This is a genomic window from Natronomonas marina (genome assembly GCF_024298905.1).
GTDB classification, from domain to species: domain Archaea; phylum Halobacteriota; class Halobacteria; order Halobacteriales; family Haloarculaceae; genus Natronomonas; species Natronomonas marina.
Genome location: NZ_CP101154.1, coordinates 1,706,528 through 1,725,759, shown reverse-complemented (window position 1 = coordinate 1,725,759; position 19,232 = coordinate 1,706,528). Strand labels below are relative to the sequence as shown.

14 protein-coding genes and 3 pseudogenes are annotated in these 19,232 nt (G+C 66.5%); 7 read left to right on the top strand and 10 right to left on the bottom strand.

What is annotated here, in order from left to right:
* Positions 1-8: 8 nt before the first annotated feature.
* Positions 9-548 (bottom strand): HTH domain-containing protein, encoded by a 540-nt coding sequence (locus NLF94_RS09325; RefSeq protein ID WP_254841196.1) that lies wholly within the window; start codon positions 546-548, stop codon positions 9-11.
* Positions 549-746: 198 nt separating this feature from the next.
* Here NLF94_RS09325 and rocF point away from each other — a divergent pair, with 198 nt between their 5' ends.
* Positions 747-1,646, top strand: coding sequence for an arginase (gene rocF / locus NLF94_RS09320; RefSeq protein WP_254841195.1), 900 nt, complete (start codon positions 747-749; stop codon positions 1,644-1,646).
* Between the two features lie 63 nt (positions 1,647-1,709).
* The gene (locus tag NLF94_RS09315) at positions 1,710-2,942 is read left to right on the top strand and encodes a hypothetical protein (protein WP_254841194.1); all 1,233 of its coding nucleotides are present in this window, start codon (positions 1,710-1,712) and stop codon (positions 2,940-2,942) included.
* A 34-nt stretch (positions 2,943-2,976) separates the two neighbouring features.
* On the opposite strand, the gene trpB is transcribed toward NLF94_RS09315, so the two are convergent.
* The 6 genes and pseudogenes from trpB to NLF94_RS09295 form a co-directional block, all read right to left on the bottom strand.
* Positions 2,977-4,140, bottom strand: a complete 1,164-nt coding sequence (gene trpB, locus NLF94_RS09310; protein WP_254841193.1) for a tryptophan synthase subunit beta — start codon at positions 4,138-4,140, stop codon at positions 2,977-2,979.
* A gap of 78 nt (positions 4,141-4,218) precedes the next feature.
* Complete coding sequence (gyrA, locus tag NLF94_RS09305) at positions 4,219-6,720, bottom strand: DNA gyrase subunit A (RefSeq protein ID WP_254841192.1); 2,502 nt, start codon at positions 6,718-6,720, stop codon at positions 4,219-4,221.
* A 1-nt stretch (position 6,721) separates the two neighbouring features.
* A pseudogene (locus NLF94_RS20965) lies at positions 6,722-7,141 on the bottom strand (DNA topoisomerase IV subunit B); the annotation flags it as partial.
* Positions 7,142-7,147: 6 nt separating this feature from the next.
* Positions 7,148-8,854: pseudogene (locus NLF94_RS20960) on the bottom strand (helix-turn-helix domain-containing protein); the annotation flags it as partial.
* Positions 8,828-10,351, bottom strand: a pseudogene (locus NLF94_RS20955) (DNA gyrase subunit B); the annotation flags it as partial. The pseudogenes NLF94_RS20955 and NLF94_RS20960, both read right to left, overlap by 27 nt.
* Before the next feature lie 80 nt (positions 10,352-10,431).
* The gene (locus NLF94_RS09295; protein ID WP_254841190.1) at positions 10,432-10,974 is read right to left on the bottom strand and encodes a mechanosensitive ion channel domain-containing protein; all 543 of its coding nucleotides are present in this window, start codon (positions 10,972-10,974) and stop codon (positions 10,432-10,434) included.
* 169 nt (positions 10,975-11,143) lie between these two features.
* On the opposite strand from NLF94_RS09295, the gene NLF94_RS09290 reads away from it, so the two are divergent.
* Both NLF94_RS09290 and NLF94_RS09285 read left to right on the top strand, forming a co-directional pair.
* Positions 11,144-13,537, top strand: a complete 2,394-nt coding sequence (locus tag NLF94_RS09290; protein WP_254841189.1) for a DNA topoisomerase VI subunit B — start codon at positions 11,144-11,146, stop codon at positions 13,535-13,537.
* Between the two features lies 1 nt (position 13,538).
* The gene (locus NLF94_RS09285; RefSeq protein WP_254841188.1) at positions 13,539-14,645 is read left to right on the top strand and encodes a DNA topoisomerase IV subunit A; all 1,107 of its coding nucleotides are present in this window, start codon (positions 13,539-13,541) and stop codon (positions 14,643-14,645) included.
* Between the two features lie 16 nt (positions 14,646-14,661).
* Here NLF94_RS09285 and NLF94_RS09280 read toward each other — a convergent pair whose 3' ends face one another.
* A complete protein-coding gene (locus NLF94_RS09280; protein ID WP_254841187.1) occupies positions 14,662-15,528 on the bottom strand; it encodes a hypothetical protein in 867 nt (288 codons plus the stop codon).
* Between the two features lie 86 nt (positions 15,529-15,614).
* On the opposite strand from NLF94_RS09280, the gene NLF94_RS09275 reads away from it, so the two are divergent.
* Positions 15,615-16,166, top strand: coding sequence for a hypothetical protein (locus tag NLF94_RS09275; protein WP_254841186.1), 552 nt, complete (start codon positions 15,615-15,617; stop codon positions 16,164-16,166).
* Between the two features lie 81 nt (positions 16,167-16,247).
* Complete coding sequence (locus NLF94_RS09270) at positions 16,248-16,511, top strand: hypothetical protein (protein WP_254841185.1); 264 nt, start codon at positions 16,248-16,250, stop codon at positions 16,509-16,511.
* Here the strand turns inward: NLF94_RS09270 and NLF94_RS09265 are convergent.
* Positions 16,500-17,192 (bottom strand): MBL fold metallo-hydrolase, encoded by a 693-nt coding sequence (locus tag NLF94_RS09265; protein WP_254841184.1) that lies wholly within the window; start codon positions 17,190-17,192, stop codon positions 16,500-16,502. The genes NLF94_RS09270 and NLF94_RS09265 overlap by 12 nt on opposite strands.
* Before the next feature lie 95 nt (positions 17,193-17,287).
* Between NLF94_RS09265 and NLF94_RS09260 the strand changes: the two genes are divergently transcribed.
* A complete protein-coding gene (locus tag NLF94_RS09260) occupies positions 17,288-17,539 on the top strand; it encodes a hypothetical protein (protein ID WP_254841183.1) in 252 nt (83 codons plus the stop codon).
* Here NLF94_RS09260 and ligA read toward each other — a convergent pair.
* On the bottom strand, positions 17,536-19,182 hold the full coding sequence (gene ligA / locus NLF94_RS09255; protein ID WP_254841182.1) for an ATP-dependent DNA ligase LigA: 1,647 nt from the start codon (positions 19,180-19,182) through the stop codon (positions 17,536-17,538). The two genes, NLF94_RS09260 and ligA, sit on opposite strands and share 4 nt — an antisense overlap.
* Between the last annotated feature and the right edge of the window lie 50 nt (positions 19,183-19,232).

The window sequence follows — 19,232 nt, the reverse complement described above, 5'->3', positions numbered from 1 at the left end:
TTCGCCGGTCAGTGGTCGGGGGCTTCCTCGCCCGCCGGAGCCACCATCTCGTCGATGGTGAGGATGAGGCTGTTGTTGGTGTCGTCCTTGCCCTCCAGCGTCCCCTTGATGAGCAGTTTCGACAGCGGCGTCGGGCCGACGCTTATGCTGTCGCCCTCGCCGAAGTCCGCGATGGAGCCCTGGAGCTTGATCTCGGCCCGGCACAGCTCCGGGTGGTGGACGCTCGTCAGGTCTATCTCCTGGACGTTGGCCCCCTCGATGAGCTCGCCGTCGTGCCGGAACGGGACGTCGGCCGCCTGGTCCATCTCCTGTATCTTCAGCGCGTCGTAGGCGTTGGCGGTCGGCTTGTAGCCGCCCTTCGGCCCGGGGACGCCCTCGACGAGCTGCAGCGCCTTCAGGCTCTGCATCTGGTTGCGGATGGTGCCGGGGTTCCGGTCTACTTTCTCGGCGATGTCCTCGCCCTTTACTGCACTCTCCGATTCCCGAAAGAGGTTGACCAGCTCCTGCAGGATCGTTTTCTGGCTGGGGGTGAGCTCTATTGATGACATAAACTAGCATTCGGTAGTTCGCGTCTTAAACCCGGCGGTGGACGGAGCCGTGGCGGCCCGTGGCCGGCTGCCGAAGCCCTCGAATCGACCGTGCAGTCGGCCGGTTCGCCTCCGTTCAACTCGCGGCTGCTCCGCCGGGACCATCCCGACCACCGACCCCGGCGCAGGCTTTAACGCGGCGAGCGCCGACGGACGGGTATGAACGTCCGAGTCATCGGCGCGCCCATGGACCTGGGGTCGGACCGACGCGGCGTCGACATGGGGCCGTCGGCCATCAGGTACGCCGGCCTCGCCGAGGCGATACGGGACGTCGGCATCTCCTACGACGACGCCGGCGACCTGCCGGTCCCCCACCCGGAGGGGCGGGACCCCAACGCCGAGCGCCCCGAGGAGGGCAGCGCGAAGTACCTCAAGGAGACGCGGTGGGTCTGCAGGCGCGTCGAGAGCGCGGTCGCCGACGCCATCGACGACGGCGAGACGCCGCTGGTGCTCGGCGGCGACCACTCCATCGCCATCGGCAGCGTCGGCGGCGCCAGCCGCGACCGTGACGTCGGCGTCCTCTGGCTGGACGCCCACGGCGACTTCAACACGCCCGCGACGACGCCGAGCGGCAACGTCCACGGGATGCCCGTCGCCGCAATACTCGGCCAGGGCGTCTTCGGCGAGATGAACTGGGCGACGGCCGACGTCGCGGCCGAGAACGTCGCCATGGTCGGCCTCCGCTCCATCGACGACGAGGAGCGGACGGCCATCACCGACAGCGACGTCGCCGCCTACACCATGAGCGATGTCGACACCCGGGGCATCGTCCCCGTCGTCGAGGACGCTCTGGAGGCGGCGCTGGACGGCGTCGACGCCCTCCACGTCAGCCTCGACATGGACTTTCTGGATCCCGACGAAGCGCCCGGCGTCGGGACGCCCGTCACCGGCGGCGTGACCTACCGGGAGGCCCACGCCGCGATGGAACTGGTCGCGGAAACCGACGCGCTCTGCTCCATGGAGGTGGTCGAGGTCAACCCCATCCTCGATTCGCACAACCGGACCGCCGACCTCGCCGTCGAACTGATCTCGAGCGGGCTCGGCGACCGCATCCTGTGACCGGCACTCGCTCGCCTCGACCCGCATCAGTTACTTGCCCCTCGCTCGCGTAGCCACCTCATCGTGACCGACCGGACCGACGCGGGCGGGGAGCGTGCCGCCTGGACGGCGGCCGCCCTGCTTCTCGTCGCCTCGCTGGCCGGCGCCGTCGTCCTTTCGGAGTGGCCCCGCCGCGGGAGTCCGATCGAGAACCCGGCCGAGCCGACGACGGTCAGGCCCGTCGAGGATGGGTCGGGCCTGTGGCCCTACACCTCCCGAACGCGGAGTCACGGGGGCCGAACGCTCGGCGTCAACCTCGTCGTCGTCGGACCGACCGACGAGGTGCGGCGGTCGATGGTAGCCCGGACGGAACTGGAGTGGAACGGGACTGCCGGCGGCAACGGAACGGGCGGCGCGTCCGAGCCCGAACGACGGGCCGAGCAACTCGAGGACGACATCGACTGGGGCGGGGCCCGCGGCGCGAACCGCTACACGCGGGTGACCGTCGACGGCGAGGACCGCTGGCTGGACGAATCCTACCAGTTGCACGCCGGGACCTACCTCGGCCAGCGGCTCCACGTCCGCGCCTACGAGGACCCCCACGGCGAGTGGACGGCCATGCAGGCCCACACCGAACACTGGGACTGGTTCCGGCTCCGCCACACGGTCACCGGCATCTCGGAGGCCCGCGAGGCCGTCGAGCGGGACTTCATGGACGAACCCTACGTCGGCGAGGTCACTCGGCGGTTCTACGACAACCCGACGGTCGACGGCGACGGCTGGGTGACCGTCGTCCGAACGGCGCTTTTCGTGGCCCCGCTCGTCGGGCTTGCAGCCGTCGGTCGCGCCCAGGACGTCGCCCGCCTCCTGTCGCGGATCGCCATCGAGCACGGCCGCGAGGCGGCCGTCGGCGGGCTCCTGTTCGGAATCTACATCGGTACCCGGCTGGCAGGTATCGGTCTCGAGAGGGCCTTCGTCGGCGTCTCGCCGAAGCTACTCGCCGCGCCGCTGTACCTCGTTCTGGCGGTTGGGCTCCCAGCCGTCGCCTACCGCGGCGGCCGAGGGTCTGCCCCGGTGTGGGCCGGTACCCACGCCGTCGGCGGGCTCGGGACGGCCTTCCTGGTCGACTTCGTCCTGATGGGCGTCGCCGTCCTCCCGATCCGCTTTGCGCTCCACCGGCTTTCGGTCCTGATGGCCGTCGGTCTCCTGGCCGCCGGTAGCGCCACCGCCGCCGAAGGCCGGAGCCGTGCGCCGCTTCTCGTCGGCCTGATCGGCTGGCTGCTCGTGCTCGCGTTGCCGCTTTTCGGCTACATCTGACCGGCGACGGCGCGGCCGACCCCCCGCCGTCGGCCTACCCGAGGTCCAGCATCTCCGAAACCTGCTGCATGTCCTTGTCGCCCCGCCCCGAGAGGTTCACCAGGATCGTGTCGTGGTCGCCCTCGTCGGCGAGCTGGCCCGCCAGGGCGACGCCGTGGGCGGTCTCCAGCGCGGGAATGATCCCCTCCAGTTCCGAGAGGTCCCGGAAGGCGGCCAGCGCCTCGTCGTCGGTGATGGCGCGGTACTCACAGCGGCCGACGGCCCGGAACATGGCGTGCTCGGGGCCGACGCCCGGATAATCGAGCCCTGCAGAGACGCTGTGGACGTCGACGTCGTCGTCGATGACGCGCGTCCGCATCCCGTGGATGACGTCCTCGTCGCCAGCCGAAAGCGGCGCGGCGTGTTCCGTCGAATCGGCGCCCTTCCCGCCACCCTCGCCGCCGTAGAACTCGACCGGATCGTCCCGGAAGGCGTCGAACAGGCCGATGGCGTTCGACCCGCCGCCGACGCAGGCGACGCAGGCGTCCGGTAACTCGCCGGTCCGGTCGCGGAACTGCTCTCTGGCCTCCTCGCCGATGACCGACTGGAACTCCCGGACCATCCGCGGGAACGGGTCCGGGCCGACGACGCTCCCGACGAGGTAGTGGGTGTCCTCGACGTTGGCCGCGAAGTCCTCCAGGGCGGCGTCGACGGCGTCGGCCAGCCCCGCACCGCCGCGGGTCACCTCGGTGACCTCTGCGCCCATCAGCCGCATCCGGAAGACGTTCATCTTCTGTCGCTCGACGTCCTTCTCGCCCATGTATATCTCCGTATCGAGATCGAACAGGGCGCCGACCATCGCCGTCGCGGTGCCGTGCTGGCCGGCCCCCGTCTCGGCGATGAGCCGCTCCTTGCCGGCCTTCTTTGCCAGCAGCGCCTGCCCGAGACAGTTGTTGATCTTGTGAGCGCCGCCGTGCAGCAGGTCCTCCCGCTTGAGGTAGATGTCGGCCCCGTAGGCTTCGCTGAGGTTCTCGGCGTGAAACAGCGGCGTCGGCCTGCCCGCGAACTCCTCGAGGACGGCCCGGAACTCCGCCTGGAACTCCTCCGTCGGGACGATCTCTTCGAAGGCGCCCGTCAGCTGCTCGAGCGGCTCCAGCATCGGTTCCGGGACGTACTGGCCGCCGAACTCGCCGAACTCGTGTTCTCCGGAGTCTGCCATGGTGGAATCTGTTCGCTGTTGCACAAAACTGTTGTGGGGTGGCCCGGACTCGAAGGCGGTTCGCGCCCCCGACGGTCGCTACGCCTCGTCGGTCTCCGGCGGTTCCTCGTCGCCGTCGTCGCTGTTGTCCACCACGTCGACGCCGGCGACCCGGTCCTCGTCGTCGACGGCCATCACGACGACGCCCTTCGTGTTGCGACCGACCTCGGAGACCTCCTCGACCCGGGTACGCATTATCTGGCCCGCCTCGCTCATGATGACGAGACCGTCGTCGGGGGAGACGGCGTTGATAGAGCAGACCGGGCCGTTCCGGTCGTCGGTCTTGATGTCGATGAGCCCCTTCCCGTAGCGGGACTGCTGGCGGTACTCACCGAGCGGCGTCCGCTTGCCGTAGCCGTGTTTCGTGACCGTCAGCAGGTCGCGGTCGTCGTCGGGGTCGGCCGCCACCAGTCCCGCGACCTGGTCTCCTTCCTGCAGTTTGATGCCGTTGACGCCGCGAGCGGAACGACCCATCGGCCGGGCGTCGGTCTCGGCAAACCGGATAGTCATGCCGCGGCGGGTCCCGATCAGGAGGTCGCCGTCGCCGGAGGTGACCTCGACGTCGACCAGGGCGTCGCCCGCCTCGAGGCTGACCGCCCGAATCCCCCCGGAGTGGACGTTCTCGAACGCCGAGACCGCGGTCCGCTTGACGTAGCCGTTCCGGGTGGCCATCGCCAGGTAGCCCGAGTCGATGTCGTCGGTGTTGACGACGGCGGTTATCTCCTCGCCGTCGTCGAGGTCGATGACGTTCACCGCCGACGTACCGCGGGCGGTCCGGCCCATCTCCGGCAGCTCGAACACCTTCAGCCGGTAGACCTGCCCCTGGTCGGTGAAACAGAGCAGGTAGTCGTGCGTCGAGGCGGTGAAGACCGTCGAGACACGGTCGCCCTCCTTCGGCCGGGAGCCGATGATACCCTTGCCGCCGCGGTGCTGGGGGTCGAACTCCGAGAGGGCCATCCGCTTGACGTAGTCGTCCTCCGTGACGACGACGACGACCTCCTCCTCGGCGATGAGGTCCTCGCGGGTGACCGACCCGGCGTCCTCGATGATGTCGGTCCGGCGCTCGTCGGCGTAGTCCGCCTTGATCTCGCGGAGTTCCTCCTTGATGACGCCGAGCAGTTCCGACTCGTCGGCGAGGATGGTCTCCAGTCGCTCGATTTCGGCCTGGACCTCCTCGTACTCGTCTTCGACCTCGCCGGCCTCCATCGAGGTCAGCGACCCGAGTTGCATCCGGACGACGTGCTCGGCCTGCTCCGTCGAGAGGTCGTACTCGACTTGCAGGCCCTCGATTGCGGCGTCGCGGTCCTCGCTGTCCCGGACGATGTCGACCACGCTGTCGACGTTCTCCAGGGCGACTAGCCGACCCTCGAGGATGTGCGCTCTGTCTTCGGCCTCGTCGAGTTCGAACGCCGAGCGCCGGCGGACGACCTCCCGGCGGTGGTCGACGAACTGCTCGAGCAGTTCCTTGAGGTTCAACACGCGCGGCTGGCCGTCGACGAGCGCCAGCGAGATGACCGAGAAGGTGTTCTCGAGGTGGTGTTCGAGCAACTGGTTCTTCACCACGTCGACGTTGGCACCGCGCTTGCACTCGATGACGACCCGGACGCCGTCGCGGTCGGACTCGTCGCGGATGTCGCGGATGCCCTCGATTTTGCCCTCGTTCACGTCCTCGGCGATGCGCTCGATGCGGCGGGCCTTGTTCTCCTGGTAGGGCAGTTCGGTGACGACGAGGCGGTCACCGCCGTCGTCGTACTCGATTTCGATGTCCGCGCGGACGCGGAGCCGCCCCCGGCCCTCGGTGTACGCGTCCCACAGCCCCTCGCGGTTGACGATGCTGGCGCCGGTCGGGAAGTCCGGCCCCTTCACGTAGCCGTCCGAGTCGGGCGTGTCGATCAGGTCGGCGACCGAACAGTCGGGGTTGTCGATGAGGTGGATGGCCGCATCTATCACCTCTCCGAGGTTGTGCGGGGGAATCTTCGTCGACATGCCGACCGCGATGCCCGAGGCGCCGTTGACCAGCAGGTTCGGCACCTTCGACGGCAGCACCTCGGGTTCGGTCAGCCGGTCGTCGTAGTTCGATTCGAAGTCGACGGTGTCCTTGTCGATGTCCGCGAGCAGTTCCTCGGCGATGGGTGCCATCCGGGCCTCGGTGTACCGCATGGCTGCCGGCGGGTCGCCGTCGACGGACCCGAAGTTGCCCTGCCCGTCGACCAGCGGGTACCGCAGCGAGAAGTCCTGTGCCATCCGCGCCAAGGCGTCGTAGATGGCCGAGTCGCCGTGCGGGTGGTAGTCCCCCATCGTCTCGCCGACGACCGACGAGGACTTCCGGTGACCTGCGCGGGCCGTGACGCCCATCTCGTTCATCGCGTAGAGGATGCGCCGCTGGACGGGCTTGAGGCCGTCCCGGGCGTCCGGCAGCGCGCGCCCCACGATGACGCTCATCGCGTAGTCGATGTAGGACTGCTCCATCTCGTCCTCTATGCGGACGGGCTGGACCTCCTCGGCGGGCACGTCCGGCGTGTCGGGTACGTCGGAGCTCATATCAGATGTCCACCCACTCGGCGTCGTCGGCATGCTCCTTGATGAACTGCTTGCGCGGTTCGACCGCATCGCCCATCAGGACGCTGAACATCCGGTCGGCCGCGGCGGCGTCCTCGATGGTAATCTGCTTGAGGATGCGGTTTTCCGGGTCCATCGTCGTGTCCCACAGCTGTTCGGGGTTCATCTCGCCCAGCCCCTTGAACCGCTGGGTCTGGGTCGGATTCCCGTCGCACTCCTCCTCGATGATGCGGTCGCGTTCGGCTTCGGTCATCGCGTCGTAGGTCTTCCCACCCTTGCGGATGCGGTACAGCGGCGGCTGGGCCGCGTAGACGTAGCCGCGCTCGATGAGCGGCGTCATGTGCCGGTAGAGGAAGGTCAATAACAGGGTCCGTATATGCGCTCCGTCGACGTCGGCGTCGGTGTTGTGCGCACAGAGACCACCAGTACCGGCGACGAAGTTCTCGTCGGTCTCGACGGAGAAGTCGTAGACGTACTCGCCGGACGGCTCGACCTCCTCGACCGAGCGAACCGGCAATCCGACGAGGTCGTCCGATATCTCCTCGTAGGAGCGGTTCGCGGGCGTCGTCCATCCGTCGGCGAGGTGCTCCCGGAGGGGGTCCGCGTTCTCGTGGTCGGCCCAGACGTCCGACAACGACTCGAGGTCGTCTTTCGCGGTGACCGAGACGGTGTGTTTCTCGCTCGTCGTTCTGATATCGCGGTCGCCGATAGTTCCGTCGGGTATCGCCGCTGCCTCCGTCTCGGACCGCGACGCCACGACGCCGCGGGCCGAAAGCAGGTACTGGAGACCACTCGCCAGGTCGCGTGACGTGGTGGTCCAGGCGATGCCGTTCTCGGTGACCGTCCCGTCCCCCAGCAGGTATCCCTCGAGGAACGCCGACTGGAGCGCCTCCGAGACGTTGAACGCGAGGTCCGGTATCGTCTTTTCCGCGGCGGAGTCGGCCTCGATACCGAAAACGTGCTCCCACGCCAGCGCGGCGGCCCTGTTGACGAGCTTCACCTCCCCGATCCGCTCGTCGTACTCGCTGTGCTTGCCGCGGATGCCGAACACGCTCTCGAACGCATCTCGGTATCGGTCTATCAGCGACCGGTTGTTCGGCCCCATCGCCAGTCGGACGCCGTTCCGGGGCGAACAGGAACCCTCGGCGACGTAGAACCCGAGGAGTTCGAGCAAGGTCTCGTCGACCGTAACGTACCGGTCGATACCGTGGTCGGCGTAGTGTTCCGGCGTGAGTTCGACCGCTGCGTCCGTCGGTATCAATTCGAGGTCCGCCTCGGTCAGTTCGCTCACCCGGACGTAGTCCCGAACGCGGTTCGTCTGCGAGCCCTCGTACTGGTCGTTCCACCGCTGGTCGAGCAGGGAGTTCGTCACCTCGACGTTCTCCATGACCGCCGCCGGCGAGGCACCCACGGCCTCGCAGTACGCCTGGAACTTCGAGACGGTCGGGCGTGATTCCCCCCGTTCCCACTGGGAGATGGTTATCGGCTGTGCAACGTCGACGACCTCGCAAACCTCCTGCTGGGTGAGGCCGGCCTCGTTCCGCTGGTCACGGAGCGACGTTCGAACCGGTTCGGGTGCCTCGACCCGTGGCTCCGCACGGGCGACGGTCCCGCCGTCGGCGGCGTACTCCTCGCGCACCTTCCGTTTGAACATCGCCTCGATACCGTCGCCGCGTGCGTAAATTTCCGAGTCGAGGTCGTCGGCGCGGTCGACGAACGCCGAGAGCAGATCGATACGATCGCCGTCCCGGTCGCCCCGAAGGGGCAGGGACCGCGGCGCGACCACGCGGTCGCCGGGACGTATCTCGTTGCCCTCCGCGAGTTCGACGCCGCCGTCACGCTGGACGAACACGCTGTGGGAGGCGGTCACCTTCAGGCTACGCCCGTACGCCGTCTCGATTTCGTACAGCGGTTCGTCTATCTCGTGGCGGATGACCTGGTCGATGGGCCGGAACTTCGTCTCGTGGTCGTCCCGGCCGAAACAGAGCACCTCGTACTCCTCGTACCCGTCCCCGTCGGACTCGATGACCTCATCGATGAACGGACCGATTTCGACGAACCGCCTGTTCCCGTCGCCGTCGCGGACGAACCCGTGTTCCTCGCCGTCGACGCTCATCAGGATTACCTTCTCGTAGCGTGCCTCCTCGATGTCGAACTCCTCGCCGATGCCGGTCCCGATGGCGGTGATGAGGTTCCGGATCTCGTCGTTCTCGAGGATGCGGTCGAGGCGGTGTTTCTCGACGTTGAGAATCTTCCCGCGGATGGGGAGGATGGCCTGGAACTCGGGATTGCGGCCCTGTTTGGCGCTTCCGCCGGCGCTGTCGCCCTCGACGACGAACAGTTCGGCATCCTCGGGGTCGCGGGTCTGACAGTCCGCGAGTTTGCCCGGCAGCGACGTCGACTCCAGGGCGGACTTCCGCCGGGTGAGTTCCTCGGCCTTCTTCGCGGCCTTCCGGGCCTTGGCGGCCTCGACTGCCTTCGAGACGATGGTCTCGGCAGTGTCTGGGTTCTCCTCGAGGTAGGTCGCCAGTTGCTCGTGGACGGCGCTCTCGACGATACCCCGGACCTCGCTGTTGCCGAGTTTCGTCTTGGTCTGGCCCTCGAACTGCGGGTCGGGGTGTTTGATGGAGATGACGGCGGTCAGGCCCTCGCGGATGTCCTCGCCCTTCAGCGTGCCGTCGAGGTCCGACAGCATCCCGTTGGAGGTGGCGTAGTCGTTGATGACCCGCGTCAGGGCGGTCTTGAAGCCGGTGAGGTGGGTGCCGCCCTCGCGGGTGTTGATGTTGTTGGCGAAGGCGTGGATCGAGCCCTGGACACCCGCCGTCGCCTGGATGGCGATTTCGACCTGGATGTCCTCCTCCTCGTCCTCGAAGTAGACGACCTCCTCGTGGAGGACGTCGCGGGTCTCGTTGAGGTACTCGACGAACTCCCGGATGCCGCCCTCGTACTCGAAGGTGGACGATTCCGGTTCTTCGGGGCGTTCGTCCCGGAGCGTGATTTCGACGCCCGGATTGAGGAAGGCCAGTTCCCGGAGCCGCGACTCCAGCGTCGAGTAGTTGAACTCGTCGGTCTCGAAGATGTCATCGTCGGGCCAGAAGCGTATCTCGGTACCCGTCTCCTCGTCCGCTTCCATGTCACGGACACGTTCGAGGTCGTTTTCCGGCTGTCCGTGGTCGAATCGGTGGCGCCAGACGGCGCCGTCCCGCTTCACTTCGACCTCGAGCCACTTCGAGAGGGCGTTGACGACGGAGACGCCGACGCCGTGCAATCCGCCGGAGACCTGGTAGGACTTGCTGTCGAACTTCCCGCCGGCGTGGAGGACGGTCATGATGACCTCGACGGCCGGCCGGTCGTACTCCTCGTGGACGTCGACGGGGATGCCCCGGCCGTCGTCCCGGACGACGACGGAGCCGTCATCGTCGACGACCACCTCGATGGTGTCGCAGTAGCCGGCCAGCGCCTCGTCGATGGCGTTGTCGACGACCTCGTAGACGAGATGGTGGAGACCGCGCGCATCGGTCGACCCGATGTACATCGCCGGGCGCTTCCGGACTGCTTCCAGCCCCTCCAGCACCTGTATCTGCCCGGCACTGTATTCACTATCCTTAGACATCTGAATATCTGTCTGCCCCTAACCACCCGGTGGGTAAAAAACCCCCGCACGCGCCCGCGCGTGGCGGCGGCGGACCCGCCTCAGTCGGCGCGTTTCGTCCACTTCGATTCCACGTCTCGGTTGGCCAGCACCGTCGTGTCGCCGTTCTCGCGCTCGAAGCGGCTTTTCCGGAGTTCGATCGCTTCGACCGACCCCACTATCCCAGCAACCTCGACACGGTCGCCGACCTCGAAGTCCGGGTCCCGGAGGAGGTACACGCCGGCGACGGTGTCCTCTATCATTTCCGAGAGCGCGTAGGAGACGCCGAGCGCGATGAAGCCGACGGCGGTCCCGAGACTCGCCGCGATCTCTCCGAGACCGGCGATCTTCAGCGTCGCGAGGCCGGCGCCGAACCACAGGAATATCCCGACGACCGTGACGAAAAGCTGGACCACGAGCGCCTCGCGGTCGGCGATCACTCCGTCGAGGAACCGCCGCAGGATGGCCAAGGCGATGCGGATGCCTGCGTAGGCGAGAAGCACGAAGACGACGGCGGAAATCAGCCGGGGGACCGCCGCCTCGAACCCCGCGGCCATGTCGTTCACCGTCTTCTCGAGGACACCGAGGAAGTAGTCGACGACCATACGGTCCCTCGACTTGCGGACGGCTGTTAAGTGTTGTCGGGAGTGCGACTGCTGCCACGCCCCGTGCGGTGGCATCCGACGCACGTCCTTCCTCCGTCACGGCGCCCGCCTCCACTTTCACCCTGCTCCCGAACAGGTTTTACGTCCCCGGGGGTTTACCTCCGGGTGAATGACCTCGTTTCAGTCGCAACTCGGTGAGGGCGGTGGGGGCGGCGCCACCGCCGAGGAACTGGCCGAGGGCCAGCGCTCCATCTCCATCGCCGAGTTCTTCGAGAAGAACAAGCAGATGCTCGGCTTCGACAGCGACGCGAAGGCGCTCGTCACGGCCGTCAAGGAGGCCGTCGACAACGCCCTCGACGCCACCGAGGAGGCAGGCATCCTCCCGGACGTCTACGTCGAAGTCGAGGACCGGGGCGACTACTACCGCCTGGTCGTCGAGGACAACGGTCCCGGGATCACGAAGGAACAGGTCCCGAAGGTGTTCGGGAAACTGCTGTACGGCTCCCGGTTCCACAAGCGAGAGCAGAACCGCGGCCAGCAGGGCATCGGCATCTCGGCGGCCGTACTCTACTCGCAACTCACCTCCGGCAAGCCGGCGAAAATCACGTCCAAGACCGAGAACGGCGGCGCCCGTTACTTCGAGTTGACCATCGACACCGACACGAACGAACCCGAAATCGACGTCGACGAGGCCGCCTCCTGGGAGCGCCCGCACGGGACCCGCATCGAACTCGAGATGGAGGCCAACATGCGGGCCCGCCAGCAACTCCACGACTACATCAAGTATACAGCAGTCGTCAACCCCCACGCCCGCATCGAGTTCCACGAACCGGCAGAGTCGTTCAAGTTCGAGCGTGCGACCGACGAACTCCCGCCGGAGACCGAGGAGATACGGCCCCACCCCCACGGCGTCGAGTTGGGGACGCTTCTGAAGATGCTGGAGGCGACGGACTCGTACTCCATCTCGGGGTTCCTCCAGGGCGAGTTCACCCGGGTCGGCGCGAAGACCGCCGACGGCGTCTGTGACAACCTCCGGGACCGTCACTTCGGCCGGGAGATGGCCTGGCGGCCGCCGGCGACCCACGAAGAGGCCGACGTCGAACCGGCGGTCCGCGGCGCCGTCGCCAACAAGAGTTCGGAGGCGACCGCCGACTTCGCGCGGCGGATTACGGACCGCATCGCCGACAACGACCGCGTCGCACACGCGACGGTCGCCGAAATCGTCGACGACGTGGCCGGCGAGGTCGCCGAGGAGTACGACGAGACGTTCGGCACGACGGTCCGCGAGAAGGCCGTCGACGCCGCCTGGGGTGAGGTGACCGACGAACGGGCCGCCGACTGTTACGAACTCGTCGACGAGGCGACGACGACGCGGAAGGACGACGCCGTCGTCGAGGGGCTTTCGACCCGCCTGGCCGAGAAGTTCGAGAGCCAGGACGATTCCCGCAACCGCCTGACTCGGGAACGACTTCGGGAGTTCGTCGACCGGGCCGCCGACGCCACCGAGGAGTACGACGACGCCACCTTCGGCGAGACGGCCCGCGAGAACGTCACCGACGCCTTCTGGGAGCGGGCCCGGACGGTTCCCGACGAGGTGCCGAAGGTCAGCGCCGTCGCGGACGACCGTGATGCGGCCGCCCGCCTGCTGGAGGCGATGCGGGAGACGGACATCCTCTCGCCGCCGACGGACTGTCTGGCACCCATCTCCGAGGAACTGGTCGACGCCGGCCTCCGCAAGGAGTACGAGGCGGACTTCTACGCCGCGGCCACGCGGGACGCCGAGGTTCACGGCGGCGACCCCTTCGTCGTGGAGGCGGGCATCGCCTACGGGGGCGAGTTGCCCGAGGACGGGCAGGTGGAGGTGCTGCGCTTCGCCAACCGGGTGCCGCTGGTCTACCAGCGCGGCGCCTGTTCGACCGTCGACGTCGTGAAGAACATCAACTGGCGCAACTACGGACTCGACCAGCCCGGCGGCTCCGGGATGCCGAACGGTCCCGCCGTCCTGATGGTCCACGTCGCCTCGACGAACGTCCCCTTCACCAGCGAGTCGAAGGACGCCGTCGCCAACATCCCCGACATCGAAGACGAGATAGAACTCGCCCTCCGGGAGGCCGCCCGGGAACTGAAGTCCTACCTGAACAAGCGGCGCTCCCTGGAGAAGCGCCGCCGCAAGCAGAACGTCATCGCCGACATCCTGCCCGAGATGGCCGAGAAACTCTCGGAGGTGACCGGCCGGGAGCCGCTGGCCGTCGAGGACTCGCTGGCCCGCATCATGAACAACGTCCTCGTCGAGCGGACGGTGAACGGCTCGACGGTCGAACTCAGCGTCCACAACTTCGACGACACGAACGTCTCCGGGGAGGTCACCGAGATGGTGACGGCCGACCCCGGCGACCACGACGACGCGACGGTCGTCGAGATGGACGGCGAGTGGTTCCTGAAGTGGACCCCGGAGGTGTCGCCGGGCGAGACGGCGACGCTGACCTACGAGATCGACGGCGACGCCGAGTTCGACGTCTCCGTCGAGGGCATCGAAGCCGAGAAACTGACCGTCAACGCCTGACATGAGTACCGACACCAACCCCGACGTCAAAGACGAGGAGGCCCGAGAGAAGCTCATCGACCTCGCGGCACAGTTCTACGACCAGTTCGCCGACGGCAGCGTCCCGCGGATGGAGATACCGACCCGGACGAAGAACAACATCGTCTTCGACGAGGACGAGCAGGTGTGGGTGTACGGCGACAGCCACTCGACGCGGTCGGCCAACAGCGTCCGCGGCGCCCAGAAGCTCCTGAAGGCCGTCTACACCATCGAATTCCTCGCCGAACAGCTCGAGGCGGGCCGCTCGTCGACGCTGCGTGAACTGTACTACCTCTCCGAATCGTGGGACGAGGAACGGGCCCAGTTCAACGATCAGGATGAGTCCAACCAGCTCATCGAGGACCTCGAGATCGTCAGCGAGGTCACCCGCGAGGACTTCCACATGCGGCCCGAGGAGTCCGGCGCGACGGTGATGGGACCGCTGTACCTCCGCGAGCAGACCCGCCGCGGCGAACGCGAGATCCACTGCCAGAAGGACGTCGGCGAGGGCGGCTACCAGATACCGAACAACCCCGACACAATCGAGTTCCTGGACCACGACGCCGACTTCGTGCTGTGCGTCGAGACCGGCGGCATGCGGGACAGGCTCGTCGAGAACGGCTTCGACGAGGAGTACAACGTCGTCGTCGTCCATCTCAAGGGACAGCCGGCGCGGGCGACCCGACGGCTCACCAAACGGCTCCGGGACGAACTCGGCCTGCCGGTCGTGGTGTTCACCGACGGCGACCCCTGGTCGTACCGCATCTACGGCTCCGTCGCCTACGGCTCCATCAAGTCCGCCCACCTCTCGGAGTACCTCGCCACCCCCGAGGCGGAGTTCATCGGCATCCGGCCGCAGGACATCGTCGACTACGACCTGCCGACCGACCCGCTCAGCGACTCCGACGTCAACGCCCTGGAGAGCGAACTCGAGGACCCGCGCTTCCAGGACGAGTTCTGGACCGAGCAGATCGAGTTGCAACTCGACATCGAGAAGAAGGCCGAACAGCAGGCGCTGGCCTCGCGTGGCCTGGACTTCGTGACCGACACCTACCTCCCCGAACGGCTCGACGAGATGGGCGTGCTGTAGCCGGTCCTGGGTGCGGCTACTGAGGGCAGCTACCGTCCGGACATGGGTCTCGGGGGCCCATACAGCATGCACTCGGACATTCCCGACCACCGCAACAGTAGCCCGTATATTGGCTCGAACAATTTTCGGCCTGACAGCAGATTCGAATTTCAGCGCAATTAAGCGGACACGCAGTGTACCGCTCACAGCGGATAAAGCAGAGCCCGAACAGGATTACGTCGTTCTCGCTGAGCACCGTCCCCTCTTTCTCAGCGAGACTAGCGACATTACGGCCCGGGTCGATAAGGCGCTGAGGAACCTCTGCCTTGGTCCCTCTCTGTATCTCCGGGGTCGAGTGAGCGTACGCGTCGCCAGTCGCAGGAATCACGCTAATGATGAATTTAGTAGGCTGGTCAATCACTCCCTCGTCAGCGGACTTTTGTATCTTGTAATATAATTCCGAACGGAGTCGGACGTCAACCTCTCTTAAACCGACATATGCTGACTCAGTATCGGCTTCTTTCGTGCCGATTTTCGAGAATACAGCACCCGTTTGAAAAGACTCCATATCGACAACTGCTGTTTTAAAAATCCCTTTTTCGGAAAGAAGCTGTATTAGGTCCTCTCCGTATCTCATGAACTGTTCGGTGAGAATTGCTTTTTCTTCATCATTTGCAAGATGTACTTCTGTCGGGCTGTGTTCAGAGTTTTCCGTATAGTACCGGGCGACTGGGTCAGCTATTTCAGGGTTTTCCGAAGTGCTAGATCCATTGACGGAGCTGATCGCTACGCCGGCTGTGCTTGCTCCGGCAGCTGTGCGAAGAACAGTACGTCGCTGAATCTCCGGGTCGTCTGGATCGTTTTCATTCTCTCCCCAGATTCTTTTGATTGATTTCCAGACCATGATAATGTACTATACCTGCTTGTTTGAAAGTATTATGTTTAAATTTAGACGAAAATATTATTTGGTCAAGGTAGTAATGGATTCTCATGGACCGACGGAGGTATCTCCAAGGGTTCGGCAGTATCGCTCTCGTCGGAGGGGTCTCGCTCGCGGGGTGTTCGGCGCTGAACACGAAAAACACCAGTGGCAGCAAGGACGACGATACGGTGGCCGCAGCCGTTGGCGGAAAACAACTATGGATGGGCCACAAACGAGAAGGTGAAGAAACCGGCTCGACATCCGTTATCCATTTCTGGCCGGACGAGGCATGGATCGACGAACGGATCGAACCGCGCATCGACGCGGACACCGAGGACATCAGTCCTGGGACTTCGCTGGCCGAACTCCCGATCTCGGAGATAGCCGCTGAATTGGACGGCATCAGGACGTGGGTCGTGTTTGCACTCGATCTCAGCACGCCCGACGAAATCAACGATAACGAACCAGTCGACGAAGAAGACGGGTACTACTGGTATGCGGCACCGACGGCGTTTTTCGACTACATCGACGTGGAGTCGGAACACACCTTCAGAGTTGCAGCGCCTGACGAGTACTACGACGGGTCGGGTCCCGGTCGGATTATCGACATCTTAGACTGAACGACGACCGGCCACCTCCGCATCGAGACGGCCCCGGCCGCCGTCCCCATGCTTTTCTCTTTGCCGGGCCTGCCGAACGGTATGGGCTGGCGCTGCCGGGAGTGCGACCGGACGTACGAGGACCCACCGGAGACGTGTCGCTGCGGATCGACCGACGTCGAACCCGACGACGGCGGCCGCGAGAGCCGGTACTCGCTGCTGGCGGTCCGTCGCCGGCTTCTGGAGCCGAGGTCGGCCGACCGGAGCCTCGTCGACGGCGACCCGCGGGTCGGGCTCGTCTTCCGTGCGCTCTTTCTCCTCTCGGTTCTCGCGCTCGTCTCGCTGGCCGTCGTGTTACTCGTCTAGGACGGCGCTGACGCCCCTGGAACGGCAGTCCTCGACGAACGCCTCGGCGTCGGCCTCGATGGCCTCGAAGGTGTCGTAGTGGACCGGAACGACGACCGAGGGGGCCATCGCCTCGGCCAACTCGGCGGCAGCGTGCCGATCCATCGTGTACGTCCCGCCGATTGGCGGGCAGAACACGTCGACAGCGAGGCGCTCCTGTCCCGCCAGCACGTCGGTGTCGCCCGGCCAGCAGACGGACGTGCCGTCGAGCGTGACGTGGAAGCCACAGCCGAACCCCTCGGGGTGGTACGGCTTCCCGCCCGGGCCGACGTGGGGTCCGTCGGGGTCGTTGTAGGCCGCGGTCGTCCGCACGATGGCGTCGTCGACGAGGACGTCCGCCTCGTCGTCGACGCGACGGACCTCGCAAGGGAGGTCGACGGGCCGCTCGACGTCGCGGTCGATGCGGTGGGTGTTGAGTCCCTCGAAGGCGACGAGGGTGGCGTCCTCGCCGGCGACCGACCGGACGGCCTCGGAGTCGTAGTGGTGGTCGTGGGAGACGCAGATCACGTCGCCGTCGCCCGGTTCGTACCCGTCGAGGACGCCGTACCTGCCCGGGTCGAGGTAGACGACCGTTCCGGCCGCGGCCAGGCGGACCGTGGCGTATCCGAGCCACTCCAGTTTTAGTCCCTCGTGCTCTATCATGGCTGCGCGTACGTCGCCGGGCGATTCAAGGGTGCGGTTTTCAGCGCGGTTAACCGGAGCCGACGTTTTATAATACACCGGTCCAATCCGGTGATATGGCGAGCGACGAGGAAATCGCACGTCAGGTTCGGCGGTGGGAGCGCGATGGGAGCATCGGACCGGGTGGGGACCCGAAACACGAAGAACTCGAGGAGTACAAACGGACGGCCGGCGAGATTCACGACGAACTCGCGAGACGCATCGGGGAGGTCGAGGAGGAGGCGGCCAGCGCCGAGTCCCTGGCCGCAGTCGCGGAGAGACTACAGCGCCTCGAGGCACGCCTCGACGACCTCGAGGAGCGGCTCTAGTCGCCCGCCAGCCGCTCGATCCGTTCGAGGGTGTCGGCGTTCGCCGGGTCGCGGTCGGCACGGACGCCGACGAACCGGGGAAACCGGAGCGCGTAGCCCGACGAGTAGGTCGGCGACCGCTGTATCTCCTCGTAGCCGACCTCGAAGACGACGGCTGGCTCAACGTCGACCTCGGTGCCCGACTCCGAGCGGACGTGCGGTCCCAGCAGTTCGTGAAGCTCTGCCAGCCGTTCGTCGGTGATGCCGGTGGCGACGTTGCCGATGGTCGCGTAGCCGTCCGGCGTCCGCGCCGAGAGTTCGAAGGTGCCGAAGAGGTTCGCGCGTCGGCCCTCGCCCCACTCGGCGCCGGTGACGACCAGATCGAGCGTCTCGACATCCGGCTTCCGCTTCAGCCAGTTCTTTCCCCGGCTACCGGGCGTGTAGGCCGACTCGGGGTTCTTGAGCATGACGCCCTCGTGGCCCGCCGAGAGCGCCGTCTCCTCGATTTCCGCGACGTCGTCGGGGTCGTCGGTGACCGCGAGTTCGGAGATTCCCGTATCGAGCAGGTCCGCGAGCCGTTCGTGTCGTTCGAGCAGCGGCGCGTCCAGGAGGTCCTCGCCGTCGGCGTGCAGGCAGTCGAAGGCGTGTAACTCGACGGCGACGTCCTCGCGGGCGGTCTCGATGCCGTGTTTCCGCCGGAACCGGCGGAGGACTTCCTGAAACGGGAGCGGGTCGCCGCCCTCGTCGACGGCGACGACCTCCCCGTCGAGTATCGCGGGGACCGACAGTTCCCGCTCGACGAACTCGACGACCTCCGGGAGCGGGTCGGTCACGTCCTCGAGGTTCCGGGAGAACAGCCGTGTCTCCCCGCCGTCGTAGTGGACCTGCACGCGAGCGCCGTCGAACTTCGTCTCGACGGCCGCGGACTCCCACTCCTCGATGGCGTCGACGGCGGTGCCCGTCTGTGCCAGCATGGCCTTGACGGGCCGGCCAACCTCCAGGCCGAGTTCCGCGAGTCCGGCCTCGCCGGTCTCGCGGGCCGTCTCCGCGACCAGTCCGCAGTCGTTCGTGACCTGTATCGCCCGCGCGACCGTCTCGACGGGGACATCGAAGGCCTCGGCGATGGCGTCCCGGACTGTCCCCTCGCCGACACCGACGCGCATCTCCCCGAGGACGAGGCGGGCGAGAAAGCGCGCTTCGAGCGGGTCGGCCCGGTTGAACAGCCCGAAGAGGACGTCCAGTTTGGTGTCGGTGCTGCCGTCGCCCTCCGCGGCCGCAATCTCGCGGAGCTGTCCGTCTAGCTCAGCGACTGTCAGCGTGGCCTCATCGCCGTCGCCGAAAGCGGCAAGGCCACGCTGGCCGCCCAGTTCCAGCGACTCCGCGACGGCACCGATCTCGCCGACCGACGCCAGCCGCTCCTCGACGTCCGCCGCCGAGACGTTCGGCCCCGCGGCCTTCGCCAGCGCCTCGTGACACAGCGACGGACCGACGTCGAGTTTCGTCGCGTCGTGGGCCGGGAAGACGCGGCCCTGTACGACCCGTGTGACCGTCCCGAGGTCCTCGCCCGCGGTTTCGAAAAGCGCCGCGACCAGTCCGATCACCTCGAGGTCGGCGTCCTCGGCTTCGATCTCGTCGGCCAGGGCGGCGAACTCGGCGAACTCCATCGAAAGCGGGTTGGGCGGAACCCCGATTAAAACGTCCGGATCGGCCGAGC

Bases quoted from the DNA above. Each gene is read 5' to 3' on its own strand.
- NLF94_RS09275 (WP_254841186.1), top strand. From the start codon at position 15,615: ATGGACCGACGGAGGTATCTCCAAGGGTTCGGCAGTATCGCTCTCGTC.
- ligA (WP_254841182.1), bottom strand. From the start codon at position 19,182: ATGGAGTTCGCCGAGTTCGCCGCCCTGGCCGACGAGATCGAAGCCGAG.
- NLF94_RS09270 (WP_254841185.1), top strand. From the start codon at position 16,248: ATGGGCTGGCGCTGCCGGGAGTGCGACCGGACGTACGAGGACCCACCG.
- NLF94_RS09325 (WP_254841196.1), bottom strand. From the start codon at position 548: ATGTCATCAATAGAGCTCACCCCCAGCCAGAAAACGATCCTGCAGGAG.
- trpB (WP_254841193.1), bottom strand. From the start codon at position 4,140: ATGGCAGACTCCGGAGAACACGAGTTCGGCGAGTTCGGCGGCCAGTAC.
- NLF94_RS09295 (WP_254841190.1), bottom strand. From the start codon at position 10,974: ATGGTCGTCGACTACTTCCTCGGTGTCCTCGAGAAGACGGTGAACGAC.
- NLF94_RS09285 (WP_254841188.1), top strand. From the start codon at position 13,539: ATGAGTACCGACACCAACCCCGACGTCAAAGACGAGGAGGCCCGAGAG.
- rocF (WP_254841195.1), top strand. From the start codon at position 747: ATGAACGTCCGAGTCATCGGCGCGCCCATGGACCTGGGGTCGGACCGA.
- NLF94_RS09280 (WP_254841187.1), bottom strand. From the start codon at position 15,528: ATGGTCTGGAAATCAATCAAAAGAATCTGGGGAGAGAATGAAAACGAT.
- NLF94_RS09290 (WP_254841189.1), top strand. From the start codon at position 11,144: ATGACCTCGTTTCAGTCGCAACTCGGTGAGGGCGGTGGGGGCGGCGCC.
- gyrA (WP_254841192.1), bottom strand. From the start codon at position 6,720: ATGAGCTCCGACGTACCCGACACGCCGGACGTGCCCGCCGAGGAGGTC.
- NLF94_RS09260 (WP_254841183.1), top strand. From the start codon at position 17,288: ATGGCGAGCGACGAGGAAATCGCACGTCAGGTTCGGCGGTGGGAGCGC.
- NLF94_RS09265 (WP_254841184.1), bottom strand. From the start codon at position 17,192: ATGATAGAGCACGAGGGACTAAAACTGGAGTGGCTCGGATACGCCACG.